The sequence below is a fragment of the Sphingomonas desiccabilis genome, from assembly GCF_004135605.1.
Taxonomy (GTDB): domain Bacteria; phylum Pseudomonadota; class Alphaproteobacteria; order Sphingomonadales; family Sphingomonadaceae; genus Sphingomonas; species Sphingomonas desiccabilis.
Genome location: NZ_SDPT01000001.1, coordinates 1,290,125 through 1,308,040 on the forward strand (window position 1 = coordinate 1,290,125; position 17,916 = coordinate 1,308,040).

The window sequence follows — 17,916 nt, forward strand, 5'->3', positions numbered from 1 at the left end:
CGACCGGCAGTCGATCTCGTCAGGCACTTGGGCCGCGGTTCGAGGGCGCTGACGGGCTGCAGCGCAGCGACGTGGAACCGACGTTCTTGGATTGCCAGATCATGCGCAGTGAGCACCACCACGAAGGAAGACTCTGGTCAGGTTTGATGAGGGAGCGCAAGCGGACACGAAAAGAGACCCTACAGCAGGGCGTTTCGCTCGATGATGGTGACCCCTACGGGACTCGAACCCGTGTTTTCGCCGTGAGAGGGCGACGTCCTAGACCGCTAGACGAAGGGGCCAATCGCTTGGTGAGGTGGCCGTTTACGGGCGGGGGTCGGAGGCGTCAAGCAGGTATTCCGAGGTTTCGGAACTTTCTGATAACCCCCTGTATACGCACACCAAATTGTCCGAACCCACCGAGCGATCGTCGTCGATGCAGACGTTGAACGGGTGGCGCTCCGCGTCCCCGGTTCACGTTCTGGAAACCTTTTGTCCCGCGGCGCATTGAACCAGCGACAACCTTGTAGGTGATGTACGATGTTCAAATTCATTCCCGTGGTCCTGGCGTCCGTGCCGCTGGTGGCGGTGGTCAGCGCCTATGTGATGGTGCACTGAGCCGCTGCCGGAAGGCGAGCGCTCGGCTTCCGCGGAGAACAGGCAAAAAGAGAGGGCCGCCGGGGAGTACCCGGCGGCCCTTCCTGTTTTCGGCGTTGCCGCGAGAAGCCTTAGGCTTCCTCGCCCTCGGCCGGCGCTTCGTCGCGCGCGATCTCGCCCGGCTCGGCGTTCGGGTCGTAGTCCTCGGTGAAGCCGGCGGTGTCCTGCTCGAACATCGCAGCCATCACGTCGACGCCCTGGGCCTGCATTTCGGCCTCTTCCGGCGAACGTGCGACGTTGACCTTGACGGTCACCGCGACTTCCGGGTGCAGCGCGACGCGGACTTCGTGCAGGCCGATCGCCTTGATCGGGCGGTCGAGCACGACCTGTGCCTTGTTGACCTTGTGGCCGTCGGCAACCAGCGCCTCGACCAGGTCGCGCACCGCGACCGAGCCGTAGAGCTGGCCGGTGTTCGACGCCTGACGGATCAGGGTCACCGAAACGCCCTCGAGCGTCTTGGCTTCGGCCTGTGCGTCGGTGCGGCGCGAAGCGTTCTCCGCCTCGATGCGCTCGCGATTGGCTTCGAAGACCTTGCGGTTGGCTTCGTTGGCGCGCAGCGCCTTCTTGCGCGGCAGGAGGAAGTTACGGGCGAAGCCGTCCTTCACCTTCACCACGTCGCCGATGTGGCCGAGCTTCTCGACCCGCTCCAGCAGAATGACGTCCATGTCGGGCGCTCCTTACTTCACGATGTAGGGCAGCAGGCCCAGATGGCGTGCGCGCTTGATGGCCTGGGCCAGTTCGCGCTGCTTCTTTGCGCTCACCGAGGTGATGCGCGACGGGACGATCTTGCCACGCTCGGACACGAAGCCCTGGAGCAGACGGACGTCCTTGTAGTCGATCCGGGGAGCGTCCTTGCCCGAAAAGGGGCAGCTCTTGCGGCGGCGGAAAAACGGTCGTGCCATGATGATGCTCCTTTACGCTTCTTCGCGGCGCGGGGCGCGGTCTTCGCGCGGACCACGATCGTCGCGGTCGCGGCCACGACCACCACGGTCGCCACGCTCCGAACGCTCGCTCTTGCGCATCATCACGGTCGGGCCGTCTTCCAGCTTGTCGACCTTGACGGTCATGAAGCGGATCACGTCCTCGTTGATCTGGGTCTGGCGCTCAAGCTCGGCGACCACGCCTGCGGGCGCGTCGATCTCGAGCATGACGTAGTGCGCCTTGCGGTTCTTGGCGATCCGGTAGGCGAGCGAACGCAAGCCCCAGGTCTCGGTCTTCACGACCTTGCCGTTGTTGTCTTCGATGATCTTCGTGGCGGTTTCCGCCAGCTGGTCCACCTGCGCCTGTGCCAGATCCTGGCGCGCAAGGAACACATGCTCGTACAGAGCCATGCTGCTTACCTATGTTGGTCGATCGCTGACGCCGCCCCGTGCGACGCCCCTCCGACTGTCGTCCATAATCGAACGGGGGCGGAAAGGACGTGCCTTCCACCCCCGAGGACCCGTGCCTGTACCGCAAAAGCGGCGAAAGGCAAGGTGTTTAGTTGGCGAGCGCGCCGCCGATCACTGCGCCGATCAGCCCGCTGGCGAGGGCCACCAGCACCGCGTCATTGCCGGACTGCACCCACTGGTAGCCGCTGGGCGGCGCATAGAGCCGGCCGCTGCGGCGATAGTCGATCTGGCGATAGTTGCGGGCGTAGCGGCTGTCGAACCGTTCGCCGCGCTGCCAGTTGCGGACATTCCGATACTGCTGGCGGCCGCGCTGCTGCTGATAGTGGGTCTGCGGCGTGCGGGTCACCTGCTTCTTGACGACCGTTGTCCGCTCGACGGTGCGGTGCGGCCCATGGTCCGAACGCTGCGGCGCGGCCATGGCGGGCGTCGCGAGCAGCGAAGCGGCGACGGCGGCTAGAACGAACTTCTTCATGGAAACCTACTCCTTCATCACCCTCAGTGGCGATGAAGGCAATTTGGGGGTCGGCTGTCGCACGCGTTTGTCGCCGATGTGGTGAAATGGTCTCAATCTGTCGCGGCGCTTGGGCTTGCGTTCATCTTGGTGCTCGGCCTAACCGGCGCCTCGAGATTCAAGGAGAGGCACGTGCGCGCTTTCATCTTTCCTGGCCAGGGAAGCCAGTCGGTCGGCATGGGGGCGGCGCTCGCTGCCGCCTCGCCCCATGCCCGCGAGGTGTTCGGAGAGGTCGACGAGGCGCTCGGACAGAACCTCTTCCGGCTGATGAGTGAAGGCCCCGCCGACGAGCTGACGCTGACCGAGAATGCCCAGCCCGCGATCATGGCAAACGCGATCGCGGTCCTGCGCGTGCTGGAGAAGGAGGGGGGCGTCCGCCTGGCCGAGAAGGCCGACTTCGTCGCCGGCCATTCGCTGGGCGAATACACGGCGCTCTGTGCGGCAGGCGCGTTCGACCTTCCGACCGCCGCCCGGCTTCTCAAGCTGCGCGGACAGGCGATGCAAGCGGCAGTGCCGGTGGGTGAGGGCGCCATGGCTGCCCTGCTCGGCGTGGATCTGGAAAAGGCGCAGGCGATTGCCGGCGCTGCTGCCGACTCCATCCTGGCGGAAGGCGGCCCGCAACTCGTCTCGACCGTCGCGAACGACAATGATCCGAGCCAGGTGGTGATTTCCGGTCACCGGCAGGCGATCGAGCGCGCGGTGGCGCTGGCGAAGGAAATGGGCGCCAAGCGCGCGTTGCTGCTGCCGGTTTCGGCGCCCTTCCACTGCCCGTTGATGCAGCCGGCGGCGGAGGCGATGGAGAATGCGCTGCTGGACGCGGATCTCCGCGCGCCGCTGGTGCCGGTCTATGCCAATGTCGATGCCGTGCCGATCGCGGACCCGGGCGCCATTCGCGTAGCATTGGTCCAGCAGGTTACCGGCATGGTGCGCTGGCGCGAGTCCGTGCTGGCGATGCAGGATGCCGGGGTGAGTGACTTCGTGGAACTTGGCGGCAAGGTGCTGGGTCCGATGGTCAAGCGGATCGCACCCGACGCGACCACGACCAGCGTCGTGACCATGGACGATATCGAAGCGCTCGTAGCGCGCCTTTGAACAGGGATCAGGATATGTTCGATCTTACAGGCATGACCGCGCTGGTGACCGGCGCGTCGGGTGGCATCGGTTCGGCGATCGCGAAGGCGCTGGCGGCGCAGGGCACACGTCTCGCGCTGTCGGGCTCCAACCTCGAGAAGCTGGAGGCGTTCAAGGCCGAGCTCGGCGGCGACCACGTCGCGCTCCCCTGCAACCTTTCGGATGGTGCCGCCGTGGACCAGCTCGTGCCGCAGGCGGTGCAGGCGCTGGGCAAGCTTGACATCCTCGTCAACAACGCCGGCGTGACCCGCGACAACCTGGCGATGCGGATGAAGGATGACGAATGGGATCAGGTGATCCGAGTCAACCTTGAGGCGGCGTTCCGCCTCGCCCGCGCCGCCGCCAAGCCGATGATGAAGGCGCGCTTCGGCCGTATCGTCTCGATCACGTCGGTGGTCGGCCAGACCGGGAACCCCGGGCAGGCGAACTATGCCGCTTCCAAGGCGGGTCTGGTCGGCTTGTCGAAGGCGTTGGCGCAGGAACTGGCGAGCCGCGGGATCACGGTGAACTGCGTGGCCCCCGGGTTCATCCGCTCGGCCATGACCGACGTGCTGCCCGACGCGCAGAAGCAGGCGCTGCTGGGCAAGATCCCGGCCGGCGACCTGGGCACCGGCGAGGACATCGGTGCGGCCGTCGTCTATCTCGCCAGCCGGGAGGCGGGCTACGTCACCGGCCAGACCTTGCACGTCAACGGCGGGATGGCGATGATCTGACGTCCGGCACGCTCCGGCGCGCCGGGGCTCTTGCCAGCGAACGGACGCCGTTCTAGGTGCGTTCAGGAATTCGCGTTACTGCATTTGAAAGAGGAACAGGGAATGAGCGAGACCGCCGATCGCGTGAAGAAGATCGTCGTCGAGCATCTGGGCGTCGAAGCCGAGAAGGTGACCGAGGACGCCAGCTTCATCGACGACCTGGGCGCGGACAGCCTCGACATCGTCGAGCTGGTCATGGCGTTCGAGGAAGAGTTCGGGGTCGAGATTCCGGACGACGCCGCCGAGAAGATCACGACCGTCAAGGACGCGATCGCCTACATCGACGAGCACAAGGGCTGAGCCCTGCCGGCCCGGTCGCACTGACGCGACGGGGCCGCGGCTGACGCCGATCCAGAACGGCCCTCCGTCCCGCCGCGACAAGCGAGGGGCGGGGGGCCGTTCGCATTTGAGAGCACAGACGGAGAGTTGCCATGCGCCGCGTAGTCGTGACCGGGCTCGGCCTCGTCACCCCGCTGGGTGCCGATGTCGAAACGGCCTGGAAGAACATCATCGCCAGCAAGTCTGGCGCCGCCACCATCACCCGCTTCGACGCCACCGACTTTCACAGCAACTATGCCTGTGAGGTGAAGCCGGCGGACCATGAGTATGGCTTCGACCCGAACAAGCGCGTGGATCACAAGGTCCAGCGTCAGGTCGATCCGTTCATCGTCTATGGCATCGATGCGGCCGGACAGGCGATCGAGGACGCCGGTCTCACCGACATGAGCGAGGAAGCGCGGTATCGCGCCGGCTGCTCGATCGGCTCCGGCATCGGCGGCCTTCCCGGCATCGAGAGCGAATCGCTCGTGCTCGCCGCCAAGGGGCCGAAGCGCGTCTCGCCGCACTTCGTCCATGGCCGCCTCATCAACCTCATCTCGGGCCAGGTTTCGATCAAGTACGGCCTCATGGGCCCGAACCATGCGGTCGTGACCGCCTGTTCGACCGGCGCCCATTCGATCGGCGACGCCGCACGGATGATCGCGATGGACGACGCGGACGTGATGCTTGCGGGCGGCGCCGAAAGCGCGATCTGCCCGATCGGCATCGCCGGCTTCGGCCAGGCGCGTGCGCTTTCGACCGGCTTCCGGGACGACCCCACGAAGGGCAGCCGTCCCTACGATCGTGATCGCGACGGCTTCGTCATGGGCGAAGGCGCCGGCGTGGTGGTGCTCGAGGAATATGAGCACGCCAAGAAGCGCGGTGCGAAGATCTATGCCGAGGTGATCGGGTACGGCCTGTCGGGCGATGCCTATCACGTGACGGCGCCGCATCCCGAAGGCTCGGGCGCGTTCCGGTCGATGGAAATGGCGCTGCGCAAGTCGGGCCTCGCGCTGTCGGACATCGACTATATCAACGCGCACGGCACCTCGACGCCGCTCGGCGACGAACTCGAGCTCGGCGCGGTCCGACGCCTGTTCGGCGACGCCATGGGCGGTCTTTCGATGAGCTCGACCAAGTCGGCGATCGGCCATCTGCTCGGCGGCGCGGGCGCCGTGGAGTCGATCTTCTGCATCCTCGCCATGCGCGACGGCATCGTTCCGCCGACGCTGAACCTCGACAATCCGAGCGACAATTGCGCGGGCGTGGACCTCGTCCCGCACGTCGCCAAGGAACGCAAGGTGAAGGCGATCCTGAACAATTCGTTCGGCTTCGGCGGGACCAATGCCTCGCTGGTGATGAAGGCGATCTGATGAACGGCGCATCGCCGCACCATGGAACATGCGGCTGATGCGCCGTCCGGGGTGCCTAGGAATGGCGCTCGCGCTGGTGTTGCTGGCTGCCCTGTTCGGGGTGGCCAGCAGCTGGACCGGTTCGGGCCCCGCAGAGAAGGACCTGGCCGTGGTGGTGCCGAGCGGCGCCACCCTTTCGCGTGCGGCGACCGAGCTGGAGAAGGCAGGGGCAATCGGCTCGGCCGATCGGTTCCTGCTGTTCGCGCGGGTGCTCGGCTCCGACGCTCCCATCCGCGCGGGCGAGTATCAGGTTCCGGCGCACGCGAGCCAATCGGACGTGCTGGAGCTCCTCCAGAGCGGCAAGGTCATCCAGCGCCGTGTCACGGTGCCGGAGGGCATGCCCTCCGTACTCGTGCATCAGGCGCTGATGCGGGCGCCCCATCTCACCGGGTCGGTCGCCGTGCCCGAAGAAGGTAGCGTTCTGCCGGACAGCTACAATTATCAGCGCGGCGACACGCGGCAGCAGGTCCTCGACCGTATGCAGAAGGCAATGCGCGAGTACCTCGCCACCGCCTGGAAGCGGCGCAAGCCCGCGGCTGCGGTCCATAGCCCGCGTGAGGTCCTGACCCTCGCTTCCATCGTGGAGAAGGAGACCGGCAAGGCGGCCGAGCGGCGCATGGTTGCGGCCGTCTACAGCAATCGGCTCAAGCAGGGCATGCCGCTCCAGGCGGATCCGACCGTCATCTACCCGGTGACCAAGGGGCGGCCGCTCGGCCGCCGGATCCTGCGATCGGAACTGAGCGCGAAGAATGGCTATAACACCTACGCGTCTCCCGGACTGCCGGTCGGTCCCATCGCCAACCCGGGGCGGGAGTCCATCGATGCGGTGCTCAATCCCGCCGCGACCAGCGCGCTCTACTTCGTCGCGGACGGTACGGGCGGGCATGTGTTCGCGGACACGCTCGAGCAGCACAATGCCAATGTGCGCAAATGGTACGCGATCCGCCGCGCCCGCGGGGAAATGTAGGTCGCCTAGTTCGGCCTCTCGGCGCGCATGACCCGTCGGCGTACTTCCGCGGTAAGCGCCTCCATGCTGTCCACCTGGCGGATGCCGTAGCGTTCGGCAGTGATATCGACGTTGCCCTTGCGCCAGAAGCCGGGTGGACAGAGAATGATTAGCTTCCCCGATCGCGCGTGCAGCCCCATCTCCAGCAAGCTGACGGGGCTCTGGGTACCGGGTGCGAGATAGAGAACGATCACGTCGGCGGACTCAAGCGCGCCAAGTTCCCACTCAACCTGTTCGCGGAAGTGGGGCTCGCTTGCTTCCGGCTTCCAGGCCGGGTTCCAGCCGGCTCGGCGGGGATTGAGGATCGTCACATCGAGATCCCCGAGCCTTTTCACCAGCTCGGCCTGCCAGTCCGCCGCCTTGCCCATGTCGATGCTGCCGGCCAGGAACACGCGCGGGTGCGCATGATCCTGCGGGAGCGACGCGGGGGACGTAATCAACCGCGGCTGGGCCGCCGGGGCCGTCCCCGAGAGGACGACCGCGAGCGCCGGCAGCAGTGCGGACAGCAGGCGACCCACGCCTGATTTCAGCGCTTCAGCTCGGCGGCCGCACGTGCCTTTGCCTCGACTTCTGCCATCGTGCCGGTCGCGAGCCAGCTACCGCCGACGCAGAGCACCGGATCGAACGCGAGCCATTCGGGAGCGCTGGCAAGCGTGATGCCGCCGGTCGGGCAGAAGCGCGCCTGGTAGAAGGGGGCGGCGAGCGCCTTGAGCGCCTTGAGTCCGCCCGACGCCTCTGCCGGGAAGAACTTGAAGTGGGTAAGGCCCAGGTCCAGGCCGCGCATGATGTCGCCCGCATTGGCGATGCCGGGCAGGAACGGCACGCCGCTCTCGAGGATCGGCGCCGCGAGCTTTTCGGTGAGGCCCGGCGAGACGATGAACTCGGCACCGGCGTCGACCGCGTCCTGGAACTGCCCCGGGTTCACCACCGTGCCTGCGCCGACAATCGCTCCGTCGACCTTCTTCATCTCGCGGATCGCGTCGAGCGCGGCCGGCGTGCGCAGCGTCACCTCCAGCGTACGGATGCCGCCGCGCACCAGCGCCTCGGCGAGCGGGCGCGCGGTGGCGGCATCGTCGATCACCAGCACCGGGATCACGGGCCCGGCGGTCATGATCGTCTGGATGGCGGGAAGGGTCATCGTGCGTGCTCCTGCGCAAAGGCGGCCGCGGCACCGAACAGGCCGGGCTGGGGATGGGTGATGATCTTGACGGGAATGGTGTTCATCAGCTGCTGGAAGCGACCCTTGGCGACGAAGCGCTGGGCGAAGCCGGATTCGATCAGCCGATCCTTGAGGCGCAGGCCGAGTCCGCCGGCGATCACCACGCCCGTCGGACCATGCGCCAGCGCGAGATCGCCTGCGACCCCGCCCAGTGACACGCAGAAGCGGTCGAGCGCGGCGACCGCCAGCTTGTCTCCGCCTTCGAACGCCAGCTGCCACAGCTTCTTGTCGTCGAGGTGGACGTAGGGCTTGCCCTCGATCTGGGCCAGCGTCTCGTAGATGTGAACGAGGCCTGGACCGGCGCACACGCGCTCCGCCGACACGCGGGTATAGGTCGGGCGCAGGCGGCGGATGATCGCGTCGTCGATCTCGTCGAGCGGCGCATAGTCCTGGTGCCCGCCTTCGGTCGCGATCACGTGGTATTCGCCGTTGCTGCGATATACCTGCGCCACGCCGAGACCGGTGCCGGGCCCGCAAACCGTCAGCGAGCCCTGCTCCGGGAGCGGCACGTCGGGTCCGCACAGATGCACATAGGCGCCGCCATCGAGTTGTCCGACCGCATGGCCAATCGCGCCGAAGTCGTTGATGAGGGTGTAGCGGTCGACGTCCAGCCGGTCCTTGATGAGCGGCGGCCGGATGATCCAGGGATTGTTGGTCAGCTTGATGAGTTCGGGGTTGATCGGCGATGCGAGGGCGATCGCCGCCGCCCGCGGAACCGGGCGGTCCAGCTGCTCGGCAAAGGCTGCCCATGCGAGCGGGAAGGTGGCGTGTTCCGCCACCTTCTGCGTCACCGGTTCCCCGAGGTGGACGACGCGGCCTCCCTCTACCTCGGCAATGGCGAAGCGCGCGTGCGTGCCCCCGATATCAACCGCAACGACTTCCATTCCGCATCCTCTCCCTGAGCCCGGTTCCTCGCGGGTCGTTGTCAGAAGCCCGCCATCGCAAGCATCGCCGAGGCGCCGGCCTCGGCCTCGCTGGCGCCGTGGCGCATCAGCGCGAACAGCTCACGGCCCGTACCCTCGGCAGGGGTCGGTGCGGGCGCCAGTTCGCGTGCGTCCCACTCGGCCGGATCCACCAACACGGTGAGCACCCCCGCTTCGGCATCCAGGCGGACGATGTCGCCGTCGCGCACCTTGCCGATCGGACCGCCGCCCAAGGCCTCGGGCGACAGGTGGATCGCACATGGCACCTTGCCGCTCGCGCCCGACATGCGGCCGTCGGTGACGAGCGCCACGCGAAACCCGCGGTTCTGGAGCACGCCCAACGGCGGGGTCAGCTTGTGCAGTTCCGGCATGCCGTTGGCGCGCGGACCCTGATGGCGAACGACCACCACGACGTCGCGGTCGAGCTCGCCGGCCTTGAAGGCTTCCTGCACCTGCGCCTGGTCCGAGAACACCCGCGCCGGTGCCTCGATCGTCCAGCGATCGCGCTCGACCGCCGAAACCTTGATGCAGGCGCGGCCGAGGTTACCCTGGAGAATGCGGAAGCCACCCTCGGGCGAGAATGGCGCATCGACGGTCCGGACGATGGCATCATCGCCGGAACGCTCGCCATGTTCGCGCCAGACGAGCGCCTCGGCTTCAATTTCGGCCTTGCGGCCGTAGGCGGCCATGCCGTCCTTGGCGACCGTCATCACGTCGCCATGGAGCAGGCCGGCCTTCAGCAGCTCCCGTATCACGAAGCTCGGGCCGCCCGCATCCTCGAACATGTTCACGTCCGCAGCGCCATTGGGATAGACGCGCGCGAGCAGCGGCACGGTCTTCGACAGGCGATCGAAATCTTCCCAGTCGAGCACGATCCCGGCGCAGCGCGCGATAGCGGGGAGGTGGATCAGGTGGTTGGTCGAGCCGCCGGTCGCCAGCAGCACGATGGCGGCGTTGACGATCGCCTTTTCATCGACGCAGCGGCCGAGCGGGCGATAGTCGTCGCCATCCCAGCCGATCTCGGCCAGGCGGTGGACGGCGGCGCGGGTCAGTTCCTGGCGCAGCTTGGTGCCCGGGTTCGCAAAGGCTGCGCCGGGAACGTGGAGGCCCATCGCCTCCATCATCATCTGGTTGGAATTGGCGGTGCCGTAGAAGGTGCAGGTGCCCTTGCCGTGATAGGCGGCGATCTCCGCGTCGAGCAGTTCCTCGCGCGTCGCCTTGCCCTCCGCATAGCGCTCGCGCACCGCGGCCTTGTCCTTGTTGGCGAGGCCCGAGCGCATCGGACCACCCGGCACCATCACCATCGGCAGGTGGCCGAAGCGCAGCGCGCCCATCAGCAGGCCGGGGACGATCTTGTCGCAAATGCCGAGCAGCGCCGCGCCCTCGAACATGCCGTGGCTGAGCGCGATCGCCGTCGACAGCGCGATCGTGTCGCGGCTGAACAGCGACAGCTCCATGCCCGGATAGCCTTGGGTCACGCCGTCGCACATCGCCGGCACGCCGCCGGCCACCTGCGCGGTAATGCCGGCCTCGCGCGCCCAGACCTTCATCTGTTCCGGATAGCGATAGTAGGTGGCGTGCGCGGACAGCATGTCGTTGTACGCCGTGACGATGCCCACGTTCATGTTCTTGGCCGGGCGCATGAAGTCACGATCTTCATCCGTGCCCGCATAGCCGTGCGCGAGGTTCGCGCAGCCGAGCATCGGGCGGTCTACGCCGCCCTCCCGCTCTCGCTCGATCAGCGCAAGATAGGCTGCCCGGCTGTCGCGCGAGTTGGCGATGACGCGGTCGGTGACCGCCGCGATTTCGGAGTGCAGCGTCATGATTCGCTCCAATGCACGTCGACCGGCAGTTCGACTTCGGACAGCACGCGCCCGATCGGCAGCGTCGAGCCTGCGCCCTCGCTGATCGCGCGCTCCAGCACCTCGCGCTTCTTCGCGCCGCTGATGGCGATCATCAGCGCGCGCGAAGAAGCGATGGCGGAATGGGAAAGGGTGACGCGAGCGACCGGTGCCTCCGGCGGAAGCGGATCCGGCATGACGCCGAGCGCACGGCGCTCCTTCGGGCCCTGCAGCGCTTCATCGAGATCGGGTCCGGGGAAGATGGAGGCAGTGTGCCCGTCCGTGCCCATGCCCAGGAGGCAGAGATCGAGCGGCCAGTGCACGTCCTGAAGGCGGGCATCCGCGGCCCGGCCTGCGGCGCGATAATCGGCTGCCTTTTCGCTGGTCAGCGGCAGCACGCGCGCACCCTTGGGCAGGAACACCTTGGCGATCCCCGTCACGTTCGACAGGTCGTCGCCCATCGGCACGAGACGGTCGTCGGTCGGGACGATCGTCACCCGCTTCCAGTCGAGCTTGGCCTTTGCCAGCTTTTCGTAGATCGGCAGGGGCGTCTTGCCGCCCGGCAGCGCGATCACCGCCGCGCCGCGGGCATCGATCGCGCTTTCGATGATGAACTGCACGTCACCGGCGACGGCGTCGGCCATCTCGGCCGCATCGTCATATTCCCACCATTCAATCTCGGTCATTCGATCATCCTGCTTGCCAGCCGCCAGCGCAGGACCGGAGCTGGTCCTGCGCTCCTCTCCGAACCAACGGAGCGGGGCGGGGAAGGTTCACTCGTTCCACGTAACCCCGTCGCGCTCGGTCAGCGCGACGCTGGCGGTGGGGCCCCAGCTGCCAGAGGCGTAGGGCTTGGGCTTCATGTCGTTCGCCTTCCAGCCCGCGCGGATCCCATCGATCCAGGCCCACTGCGCTTCGACCTCGTCGCGGCGCACGAACAGCGTCGGATCGCCCTCGATGAGGTCGAGCAGCAGGCGCTCATAGGCGATGCGGCGACGCGTGCTCGCAAAGGCAGTGGTGAGCGAGAGGTCCAGCGGCACCTCCCGCAGGCGGATGCCCTCGCGGTCGAGGCCCGGCTCCTTCGCCATCACCAGCAGGCGGATATACTCCTCCGGCTGGAGACGAATGACCAGCGTGTTGGGCTGAAGCATGCCGCCGCGCTCGGCAAAGATCGAGTGCGGCACCGGCTTGAACTGGATAGAGATCTCGGACTGGCGGGCCGCCAGCCGCTTCCCGGTGCGCATGTAGAAGGGCACACCCTGCCAGCGCCAGCTGTCCACATGCGCCTTCACCGCGACGAAGGTCTCGGTGGTGGAGGGCTTCTCGAGCTCGTCGACATAGCCGCGGACGATCTCGCCGTTCACGGCACCGTCGCGATACTGACCGATCACCGTTTCCGACTGAACCTCGGCCGGGCCGATCGGCCGGAGCGAACGCAACACCTTCACCTTCTCGTCGCGGATGGCGGTGCCGTCGAACCGCGCCGGCGGCTCCATCGCGATCAGCGCGAGCAGCTGGAGCATGTGGTTCTGGACCATGTCGCGCAGCGCGCCGACATCGTCGTAATATCCGGCGCGCCCCTCGAGGCCGACCGTCTCGGAGACCGTGATCTGGACGTGGTCGATGCCGCGGGCATTCCAGATCGGCTCGAACATCGCATTGCCGAAGCGCAGCGCCAGGATGTTCTGGACCGTTTCCTTGCCGAGATAATGGTCGATCCGGAAGGTGCGATCCTCGGGAAAGGCTTCGGCGACGATGTCATTGATCTCACGGCTCGACTTGAGGTCGTTGCCCAGCGGCTTCTCGAGCCCGATCCGCACGTTCGAGCCGGCGAGACCCGCCGACTCGAGGCCCTTGATCGTTGGCGCGAACAACCAGGGGGCGGTGGACAGGAAGATCGCGAGCCCGCCGGAGATGTCGCCGAGCTTCTCGGCGAGCCCGGCGAAGCCTTCGACCTGGGATGCGTCCATGGCATGATAGTGCAGGCGGTCGAGAAAGCCTGCGACCGCCGCCTCGTCCTGCCGGTCGGCGGGGAGGTGCTCGTCCAGCGCCGTCTTCGCAAATGCGCGATAGCCGGCGTCGTCATGGTCGTGACGTGCGGTGCCCGTGATGGTGAGCCCCTCCGGGAGGAGCCCGTCGGCATGAAGGCCGTACAGCGAAGGCAGCAACATGCGCTGCGCCAGGTCGCCCGTGGCCCCGAACAGCAGCAGCTTGCCGACCGGCTGTCTCATAGTAACTCCCTTATTCTAGCTCCGGCCCTGCGATAGCCGGCCCGCTGCGGCGCGCAACCCGCAGGATCGCCAAATGGCTGCGCTTTAGAGGACCAATCCAGCGCCGGGATCGAACCCGGCCATGATGTTCAGGTTCTGCACCGCAGCTCCCGCCGCCCCCTTGCCGAGGTTGTCCAGCGTCGCGACCAGCCGCATCTGCCCGGTCTCGGCATTGCCGAAGACGCGCACCGTCAGCCGGTCCGATCCGGCATTCTCCTCGATGGACACGGTCAGCGCCTCTGCCGAGCCGACGCGTACCACCGGAGAGCCGCGATAGGCCTCCTGAAGCGCTGCCTCGATGGCTGCGAGCGTGGGGCGGGGCGCCATGGCGTGGAGCGGTAGTGGAACCTCCACCACCATCCCGCGATAGGTGTTCGCGACGGCCGGCGTGAAGATCGGCGGAACCGCAAGCCGCGCATGGCGCTGCATCTCGGCGACGTGCTTGTGGCCGAGCGCCATGGCATAGGCACGGAACGCAGGCGGATCGGGCTGCTGATACTCCTCGATCATCGAGCGGCCGCCGCCGGAGAAACCGGAGACGGCATTCACGCTGACGGACCAGTCGTGCGGGATGAGGCCGGCCCGTACGAGCGGCCGCACCAGCGCAAGGAAACCGGTGGGGTAGCAGCCCGGGTTCGCGACGCGCGCGGCTTCGGCTATGAGGGCCGGCTGCGCGGGTTCCAGTTCCGCCATTCCATAGACCCAGCCTTCCGTCGTCCGATGGGCAGTGGAGGCGTCGATCACCCGCGTGCGGTCGTTCTCGATCAGCGACACCGCTTCGCGCGCCGCATCATCGGGCAGGCAGAGGATGACGAAGTCCGCATCGTTCAACGCTTCCCGGCGGGCAGCCGGATCCTTGCGCCGGCTGTCGTCGAGCGTCAGGAGGATGATCTCAGGACGTCCGGCCAGCCGCTCCCGGATTTCGAGGCCCGTGGTGCCGGCGGCACCGTCGATGAATACGGTGGCGGTCAAGGCTGTCGCCTCCGGACGACAGGGCCATGGGTGGCGATCAGTGCCTCGATCGGCGCACGCACGGCAGCGTTCGTGTCGACGTGAACGGCGTTCTGCGCATCCGCCACGACCGCTGCATGATCCTCGAAGAACAGGATTTGTCCGCGTACGAAGGGTGCAGTCTCGGCCAGGTTCATTCCCATTTCGGCCGACTGGAGATCCAGGAAGCGCGGCGCCTGGATGCCGGCGAACCAAAGGGCCAGAAAGACCAACCCCGCGGCATCGAGGCCGGCGCCGGAGCGGCCGCCCGGACGCGCGGGAGCACCCACCAGGCACTCGGCTGCGGTCGCGATGTCGAGAGAAAGGGCGTTGAGCGGCAGCAGCGCGTCCGCGTCGACATAGCCACCGTCCACTTCAAACGCCGATTCGCTGGAACGGATCGCAGCCACGCAGTTCCCCATCGCCAGCGCGCCGAGGCTGCTGCTGTCGCGCGAGGGCAGCGCCCGAACATTGGCGCTTCGCACCGCGACGATATGGGTCGGGGCCCAAAATGCGGTGAAGGCGTCCGCGTCGACGAAGCCAACGCTTCCGTCGATCGGCGACACGCCCCAGATATGGTTCCCGGAGAATTCCAACGCGTCGAAGGGTTCGCCGGCAAGTATCTCCGAACGCACGCTTTCAGGAGCGCCAGGCTGCGCCAGAACGGGCGTGCTGCGCCCCGCGGTCCGTGGCACCGACAAGGCGTAATGCGGCGCAAACACGCGCTTGGCGAGCCGAATGTCGGCAAGGTCACGGCGCGCGGCATCGACACGTGCGTCCAGGATCGAAGAGCGTCCCGCGAGCGAAAACCGGCTACGCGGTTGCCCTTCGGGCAACGAGCTCGCTGACTCGATCGTCCGCGAGGAAATGCCCGAACTCTGCAAGAAAATCTGCCCCTTCGCTGGTTTGTGCGACGAAGATGTTCCGTTTGTCGGCCTCGTCGCGCTGGCGGCGCAGATAGCCGAGGGTGCCCAATCTGTTCAAGGCGCGCGTGACGACCGGCTTCGAGACGTTCAACGCCCGCGCCAAGCCGCGTACCGTATGAGGGCCGGGTTCGAGATAGACAAGCAGCATCAGCGCCATCTGGCGATTGGTCAGGTCGGGTTCACCGGACCGGACGTAATCGACCAGTCCGCGCATCCACCTCCCGAGCGAGTTCTCGGAGAACGGTTTCACGTTTTCTCCCATGACGTTATGCTTCGTCCGCGCTGGAGCTGACCGGGAGATGAACGCCCTTGGGAGGGGCAAGTTTCCCGCGTGTCGCGAAATGTTACGGGGGCGTCGATCCGTTCCGGTTGATCCCCCGCCTGCGCTCGCCTATGTCGCCGCCATCCCAGAAAAATTCGGATCGCTGTCCCGACATGTTCACCTTCCTGCTCGTCGTTCATGCCATCATCGCTGCGCTCCTCGTGACGGTGATCCTGATGCAGCGTTCGGAAGGGGGCGGCCTGACCACGGGCGGCAGCCCGTCGGGGCTGATGTCCGCGCGCGGCGCCGCCGACTTCCTGACCCGTTCGACTGCGATCCTGGCGGGACTGTTCATCGCGATGAGCATCCTGCTCGCCGTGCTGGCGGCTACGCGACACGATGCGATCGACACATCGCTCGCCCGACCGGCGGCACCAGCGGTCGCTCCTGCGGCACCGACCGCTCCGGCTGACGCAGGTGCGCCCGCGAACCTCGCGGCTCCGGCTCCGGCCGAGAACGGCGCGGTTCCGATCGCCCGCTAACCTCCTTCTTTCAAACCATCCGTCGCTTTTGTTGAGCGCGCGAGCCATCGCGCGCTTGCGCAGCACGGCTGCTACACGTTAGGCGTTTCCTCCCATGGCGCGGTATATTTTCATCACCGGCGGCGTGGTATCGTCGCTCGGCAAAGGACTCATGGCAGCCAGCCTCGCGGCGCTGCTTCAGGCGCGGGGCTACAAGGTCCGCATCCGCAAGTTCGATCCGTATCTGAACGTCGATCCCGGCACGATGTCGCCTTATCAGCACGGCGAAGTCTATGTGACCGATGACGGCGCTGAGACCGACCTCGACCTTGGCCACTATGAACGCTTCACGGGCGTGGCGGCGCATCAGTCGGACAACGTCACCTCGGGCCGCATCTATCAGCAGATCATCACGCGGGAGCGGCGCGGCGACTATCTGGGCGCAACCGTCCAGGTGATCCCGCACGTCACCGATGCGATCAAGGCGTTCGCCCAGGCGGATACTGACGACCTCGACTTCGTGCTGTGCGAGATCGGCGGCACCGTCGGCGACATCGAATCGCTGCCGTTCATCGAAGCGATCCGCCAGTTGAAGAACGAGCTGGGCCGCGGCCAGGCGATCAGCGTTCATGTGACGCTGGTGCCCTATATCTCGGCCGCCGGCGAGCTGAAGACCAAGCCGACGCAGCATTCGGTGCGCGAGCTGGCGGCGCTGGGCGTGCAGCCGGACGTGCTGGTCTGCCGTTGCGAGCAGCCGTTGCCGGAGGGCGAGCGCGCCAAGATCGCGCTGTTCTGCAACGTCCGCAAGGAAGCCGTCATCCCGGCACTCGATGCATCCAGCATCTACGCGGTGCCACTCCAGTATCATGGCGAAGGCCTCGACTCCGAGGTGCTGCGCGCCTTCGGGATCGAACCGGGCGAGCCGCCCAGGCTCGATCGCTGGTCCACGATCATCGAGCGCCTTTCGAACCCGGAAGGCGAAGTCACCATCGGCGTGGTCGGCAAGTACGTGGGCCTGCCCGATGCCTACAAGTCGCTGCACGAGGCGCTGGTTCATGGCGGCATCGCCAACCGGGTGAAGGTCAACGTCCGCTGGCTCGACGCCGAGCTGTTCGAGCGCGACGAGGAGACCATCGCCAGCCAGCTCGAGCCGATGCATGCCATCCTCGTCCCGGGCGGCTTCGGCGAGCGCGGGTCGGAGGGCAAGATCGCCTCCGTGCGCTTCGCACGCGAGCGCGGCGTGCCGTTCTTCGGCATCTGCCTCGGCATGCAGATGGCATGCGTCGAGGCAGCGCGCGACCAGGGGATCGCCAAGGCATCCACCACCGAGTTCGGCGCGACCGAAGAGCCCGTGGTGGGGCTGATCACCGAGTGGATGTCCGACAAGGGCCTGGAAAAGCGCGAGGCCGGCGGCGACCTTGGCGGTACGATGCGCCTTGGCGCGTACCCAGCGAAGCTTGCCGGCAACAGCGTCGTCGCATCGATCTACGGTAGCACCGAGATCAGCGAGCGGCATCGGCACCGGTACGAGGTGAACACGCACTATCGCAACGTGCTGGAGCGCGGCGGCCTGGTGGTGTCGGGCACCTCACCCGACGAGACGTTGCCGGAGATCGTTGAGCGCCCCGATCATCCGTGGTTCGTCGGCGTCCAGTTCCACCCGGAGCTCAAGTCCAAGCCGTTCGATCCGCACCCGCTGTTCGCCAGCTTCATCGAAGCCGCCGTACGGCAGTCGCGACTCGTCTGAGCGCGGCGCCGACGCATTGCGTCAGCCCCACACATGCAAAGGGCGCCCGGGCCATCGCCC

The 17,916-nt window shown here is 66.9% G+C and carries 20 protein-coding genes and 1 tRNA gene; 7 read left to right on the forward strand and 14 right to left on the reverse strand.

The window, feature by feature from the left end; all coding sequences use genetic code 11:
- Positions 1 to 205 precede the first annotated feature (205 nt).
- From EO081_RS06185 to EO081_RS06205, 5 genes are all read right to left on the reverse strand, one after another.
- Positions 206 to 281: transfer RNA gene (locus EO081_RS06185), tRNA-Glu, on the reverse strand.
- A 426-nt stretch (positions 282 to 707) separates the two neighbouring features.
- Entirely contained in the window at positions 708 to 1,301 is a 594-nt protein-coding gene (gene rplI / locus EO081_RS06190; protein WP_129340991.1) for a 50S ribosomal protein L9, read from the reverse strand.
- 12 nt (positions 1,302 to 1,313) lie between these two features.
- Entirely contained in the window at positions 1,314 to 1,538 is a 225-nt protein-coding gene (rpsR, locus tag EO081_RS06195) for a 30S ribosomal protein S18 (RefSeq protein ID WP_125959570.1), read from the reverse strand.
- Positions 1,539 to 1,550: 12 nt separating this feature from the next.
- Positions 1,551 to 1,967, reverse strand: coding sequence for a 30S ribosomal protein S6 (rpsF, locus tag EO081_RS06200; RefSeq protein ID WP_129340992.1), 417 nt, complete (start codon positions 1,965 to 1,967; stop codon positions 1,551 to 1,553).
- A 148-nt stretch (positions 1,968 to 2,115) separates the two neighbouring features.
- Complete coding sequence (locus tag EO081_RS06205; protein ID WP_129340993.1) at positions 2,116 to 2,499, reverse strand: RcnB family protein; 384 nt, start codon at positions 2,497 to 2,499, stop codon at positions 2,116 to 2,118.
- A gap of 171 nt (positions 2,500 to 2,670) precedes the next feature.
- Here EO081_RS06205 and fabD point away from each other — a divergent pair, with 171 nt between their 5' ends.
- The 5 genes from fabD to mltG all read left to right on the forward strand — a co-directional run bounded on the left by fabD (position 2,671) and on the right by mltG (position 7,118).
- Positions 2,671 to 3,630, forward strand: a complete 960-nt coding sequence (gene fabD / locus EO081_RS06210) for an ACP S-malonyltransferase (protein WP_129340994.1) — start codon at positions 2,671 to 2,673, stop codon at positions 3,628 to 3,630.
- 14 nt (positions 3,631 to 3,644) lie between these two features.
- Positions 3,645 to 4,382 (forward strand): 3-oxoacyl-[acyl-carrier-protein] reductase, encoded by a 738-nt coding sequence (gene fabG, locus EO081_RS06215; protein WP_129340995.1) that lies wholly within the window; start codon positions 3,645 to 3,647, stop codon positions 4,380 to 4,382.
- 102 nt (positions 4,383 to 4,484) lie between these two features.
- Positions 4,485 to 4,721: an acyl carrier protein gene (locus EO081_RS06220; protein ID WP_125959575.1), complete on the forward strand. Its 237-nt coding sequence runs from the start codon at positions 4,485 to 4,487 to the stop codon at positions 4,719 to 4,721.
- 131 nt (positions 4,722 to 4,852) lie between these two features.
- A complete protein-coding gene (gene fabF / locus EO081_RS06225; protein ID WP_129340996.1) occupies positions 4,853 to 6,112 on the forward strand; it encodes a beta-ketoacyl-ACP synthase II in 1,260 nt (419 codons plus the stop codon).
- A 37-nt stretch (positions 6,113 to 6,149) separates the two neighbouring features.
- Positions 6,150 to 7,118, forward strand: a complete 969-nt coding sequence (gene mltG, locus EO081_RS06230) for an endolytic transglycosylase MltG (protein ID WP_129340997.1) — start codon at positions 6,150 to 6,152, stop codon at positions 7,116 to 7,118.
- A gap of 5 nt (positions 7,119 to 7,123) precedes the next feature.
- Here mltG and EO081_RS06235 read toward each other — a convergent pair whose 3' ends face one another.
- The 9 genes from EO081_RS06235 to EO081_RS06275 form a co-directional block, all read right to left on the reverse strand.
- Positions 7,124 to 7,675, reverse strand: coding sequence for a nucleoside 2-deoxyribosyltransferase domain-containing protein (locus EO081_RS06235; protein ID WP_240697557.1), 552 nt, complete (start codon positions 7,673 to 7,675; stop codon positions 7,124 to 7,126).
- 8 nt (positions 7,676 to 7,683) lie between these two features.
- Positions 7,684 to 8,295, reverse strand: a complete 612-nt coding sequence (gene eda, locus EO081_RS06240) for a bifunctional 4-hydroxy-2-oxoglutarate aldolase/2-dehydro-3-deoxy-phosphogluconate aldolase (protein ID WP_183947835.1) — start codon at positions 8,293 to 8,295, stop codon at positions 7,684 to 7,686.
- Positions 8,292 to 9,260, reverse strand: coding sequence for a glucokinase (locus EO081_RS06245; protein WP_129340998.1), 969 nt, complete (start codon positions 9,258 to 9,260; stop codon positions 8,292 to 8,294). Before EO081_RS06245 ends, eda begins: the two co-directional genes overlap by 4 nt.
- A gap of 41 nt (positions 9,261 to 9,301) precedes the next feature.
- On the reverse strand, positions 9,302 to 11,122 hold the full coding sequence (gene edd / locus EO081_RS06250; protein ID WP_129340999.1) for a phosphogluconate dehydratase: 1,821 nt from the start codon (positions 11,120 to 11,122) through the stop codon (positions 9,302 to 9,304).
- Positions 11,119 to 11,826, reverse strand: coding sequence for a 6-phosphogluconolactonase (gene pgl / locus EO081_RS06255; RefSeq protein WP_129341000.1), 708 nt, complete (start codon positions 11,824 to 11,826; stop codon positions 11,119 to 11,121). The genes edd and pgl overlap by 4 nt, the downstream gene beginning before the upstream one ends.
- A gap of 87 nt (positions 11,827 to 11,913) precedes the next feature.
- A complete protein-coding gene (gene zwf / locus EO081_RS06260) occupies positions 11,914 to 13,371 on the reverse strand; it encodes a glucose-6-phosphate dehydrogenase (protein ID WP_129341001.1) in 1,458 nt (485 codons plus the stop codon).
- Between the two features lie 84 nt (positions 13,372 to 13,455).
- Complete coding sequence (gene argC / locus EO081_RS06265; RefSeq protein WP_129341002.1) at positions 13,456 to 14,382, reverse strand: N-acetyl-gamma-glutamyl-phosphate reductase; 927 nt, start codon at positions 14,380 to 14,382, stop codon at positions 13,456 to 13,458.
- Positions 14,379 to 15,236, reverse strand: coding sequence for an NlpC/P60 family protein (locus EO081_RS06270; RefSeq protein ID WP_129341003.1), 858 nt, complete (start codon positions 15,234 to 15,236; stop codon positions 14,379 to 14,381). Before EO081_RS06270 ends, argC begins: the two co-directional genes overlap by 4 nt.
- Positions 15,214 to 15,540, reverse strand: a complete 327-nt coding sequence (locus tag EO081_RS06275; protein ID WP_125959725.1) for a MarR family transcriptional regulator — start codon at positions 15,538 to 15,540, stop codon at positions 15,214 to 15,216. Before EO081_RS06275 ends, EO081_RS06270 begins: the two co-directional genes overlap by 23 nt.
- Positions 15,541 to 15,761: 221 nt before the next feature.
- Here EO081_RS06275 and secG point away from each other — a divergent pair, with 221 nt between their 5' ends.
- The gene (gene secG / locus EO081_RS06280) at positions 15,762 to 16,130 is read left to right on the forward strand and encodes a preprotein translocase subunit SecG (protein WP_129341004.1); all 369 of its coding nucleotides are present in this window, start codon (positions 15,762 to 15,764) and stop codon (positions 16,128 to 16,130) included.
- A 94-nt stretch (positions 16,131 to 16,224) separates the two neighbouring features.
- The gene (locus EO081_RS06285) at positions 16,225 to 17,856 is read left to right on the forward strand and encodes a CTP synthase (RefSeq protein ID WP_129341005.1); all 1,632 of its coding nucleotides are present in this window, start codon (positions 16,225 to 16,227) and stop codon (positions 17,854 to 17,856) included.
- Positions 17,857 to 17,916 lie beyond the last annotated feature (60 nt).